2 protein-coding genes and 1 pseudogene are annotated in these 2,798 nt (G+C 73.9%); all 3 read right to left on the bottom strand.

Annotated elements, in window-relative coordinates:
* Positions 1 to 1,008: pseudogene (locus ACIRFL_RS43665) on the bottom strand (1,4-alpha-glucan branching enzyme); the annotation flags it as partial.
* Between the two features lie 27 nt (positions 1,009 to 1,035).
* On the bottom strand, positions 1,036 to 2,433 hold the full coding sequence (locus ACIRFL_RS43660; protein ID WP_404041294.1) for a maltokinase: 1,398 nt from the start codon (positions 2,431 to 2,433) through the stop codon (positions 1,036 to 1,038).
* Between the two features lie 122 nt (positions 2,434 to 2,555).
* A partial coding sequence (locus tag ACIRFL_RS43655; RefSeq protein ID WP_404041291.1) for an alpha-glucosidase C-terminal domain-containing protein occupies positions 2,556 to 2,798 on the bottom strand: 243 nt, incomplete at its 5' end.

Here is a 2,798-nt window from a genome sequence, read left to right as displayed (position 1 = left end):
GGCGGTCGGCGCGTAGAAGCCGGTGACCTGGTAGCCCCAGGAGCCGCCGAAGGGATGCTCGGTGACCGGCATCAGCTCCACATGCGTGAAGCCCAGGTCCCTGGCGTACGCGGGCAACTGCTCGGCCAGTTGACGGTACGTCAGTCCCGGGCGCCAGGACGGCAGGTGCACCTCGTACACGGACAACGGCGCCTGGTGCACCGGGATGTCCGCGCGGTGCGCCAGCCACTCCTCGTCGCCCCACACATGGTGCGAGGCGTGCACGATCGAGGAGGTGGCGGGCGGAGCCTCGGTCCGGCGGGCCAGCGGGTCGGCGCGCAGCGTGCGGGAGCCGTCGGGCCGGGTGATCTCGAACTTGTACAGCTCGCCCTCGCCGACGCCGGGCACGAACAGCTCCCAGACGCCCGAGGAGCCGAGCGAGCGCATCGGGTACCCGGTGCCGTCCCAGAAGGTGAAGTCGCCGGTGACCCGCACGCCCCGGGCGTTCGGCGCCCACACGGTGAAGCGGGTGCCCTCCACTCCCTGGTGCGTCATGGGTTCGGCGCCCAGCGCCCGCCACAACTGCTCGTGCCGGCCCTCGCCGATCAGATGCAGGTCCAGCTCGCCGAGGGCGGGCAGGAAGCAGTAGGCGTCCTCTGTCTCGTGGACGGCGCTCTCGTAGGTCACGCGCAGCCGGTACGCGGGGACGTCACGCAGCGGCAGCAGGGCCGAGAAGAAACCGCCGCCGTCGTCGTGGAGTCGGGCCCGCAGGTCGCCGGTGACGACGGCGACCGACAGGGCGTACGGCCTGAAGGCCCGGAACACCACACCGCCGGCCACCGGATGCGCCCCGAGCACGGAGTGCGGATCATGGTGCGTCCCCGCCAGCAACCGCTCCCGGTCCCCCGCGCCGAGAGCCGGAACGACCATGCCCTCGACCTCCCCGGCCCGGGGTGATCGTTCGGCGGCGGGTGCGTGGGGGTGCCGGTCGTGCGGTTCCGGGGCGCTGGACGCGGGGCGCGGGGTCACGGATGGGCCTCCTCGGCGCGGGGCGGATCAGGGCTGGTCGGATGCGGCGAGACGGTGGATCGCCGCCAGGGGCACGGGCAGCCAGTCGGGGCGGTGGCGGGCCTCGTACACGGCCTCGTAGACCGCCTTGTCGGTCTCGTACGCCCGCAGCAGCACGGGATCGGTGCGCGGATCACGCCCGGTGACCTCGGCGTACCCGGTGCAGTACGCCGCCCGGCACACCGCGGCCCAGCCGGGTGCCGGCGGGCTCGCCGACCGCGCCGCGTAGTCGAAGGAGCGCAGCATTCCCGCGACGTCCCGCAGCGCGGGCTGCGGCATGCGCCGCTCGGCAAGCGGCCGGGCCGGCTCGCCCTCGAAGTCGATCAGCGACCACGGCCCGGACGGCGCGCGCAGACACTGCCCGAGGTGCAGATCGCCATGGATGCGCTGCGCGGTCCAGGTGCGCCCCTCGGCGGCCAGACCGGCCAGCGCGGTGAAGGCGGACCGCAGCCCGGGCGCGTGGGGGCGCAGGGCCGGCACCGCGAGGACGGCCGCCTCCAGCCGCTCGATCATGCCGTCGACCAGCGGTTCCAGCCCGCCGCGGCCCAGGGTGACCGTGGGCAGCGCATGCGCCAGCGCGGTGTGCACCTCGGCGGTGGCCCGGCCGAGCTCCCGCGCCTCGGCGCCGAAGTCCTCACCCTTGGCCAGCCGGCGCAGCGCCAGCTCCCAGCCGTCCGTGGCGCCCCGCACAAAGGGCTGGAGCACGGCCAGCACCGCGGGCTCGCCGGCCGCCTCCGTGATCTCCGCCCGCAGCCAGGCGGTCGGCGCGGGCACCCGGGCGCAGCCCTCGCCGGCCAGCGCCAGCGGTATCTCCAGATCGGGGTTGACGCCGGGCACGACCCGGCGCAACAGCTTCAGAATGAACGTATCTCCGTAGACGACCGAGGAGTTGGACTGCTCGGCGGTCAGCAGCCGGGCCACAAGACCGTCGCGTATCCGCTGCTCCTGGTCCCGCTCGAAGCGCAGCACCCCGATACGGGCCCGGGCGCGCAGCGCCTCCAGCAGCATCTCGGCGGGCCGGGGGTCGTACAGGGCGTCGTACACCGTGCGTCCGGTGAGCGGCCCCCGGTCCACATGTCCGATCAGCGCGGGCGCCAGCCGGGGCGGCAGCGCCTCGCGCGCGCCCACGAGCAGCTGGTAGCAGTCGCCGGGCTGCGGGCGGGCGCCCGGTGCGGGCGGCTGGTGGGCGCGGACCAGCAGGTGGTACAGGCCGAGGCGGCCGGGGGGCAGCAACTCGGTGACCGCCACCGGTGAGAACCCGGTGACCGGGCGTCCCTTCCCCGCGAACCAGCGCTGCCTCGGCAGCCACTCGCGCAGCAGGGGATCGAGAGAGGCGAGGATATGAGCCGGACTCGTCGTGCCGGACGGGGTGACCGTTTCCGCCATGGCGTCACGTCCTTTCCCCATTCTTCGGTACGCCTCCTGGGCGTCCGAGCCGGTGGGGTGTTACTGATGCGTGCCCCGGGCGGGGCGGTGGAAACCGCCCCGCGGCCCCTTCCAGGCGGCTGCTACACGCTGTCCCCGCGCAAGCGGAACCAGTAGAAGCCGTGGCCCGCGAGGGTGAGGAGATAGGGGAGTTCACCGATGGCGGGGAAGCGCACCCCGCCGAACAGCTCTACGGGATGCCGGCCGCCGAACCGCCCCAGGTCCAGCTCCGTCGGCTGGGCGAAGCGGGAGAAGTTGTGGACGCACAGGACGAGGTCGTCCTCGTGTTCGCGCAGGAAGGCGATGACGGCGGGGTTGGAGGAGGG

It is taken from the genome of Streptomyces sp. NPDC102462, assembly GCF_044765425.1.
Lineage (GTDB): Bacteria > Actinomycetota > Actinomycetes > Streptomycetales > Streptomycetaceae > Streptomyces.
The sequence above is the reverse complement of the archived record's forward strand: the minus strand, read 5'-3'. Positions and strand labels throughout refer to the sequence as shown.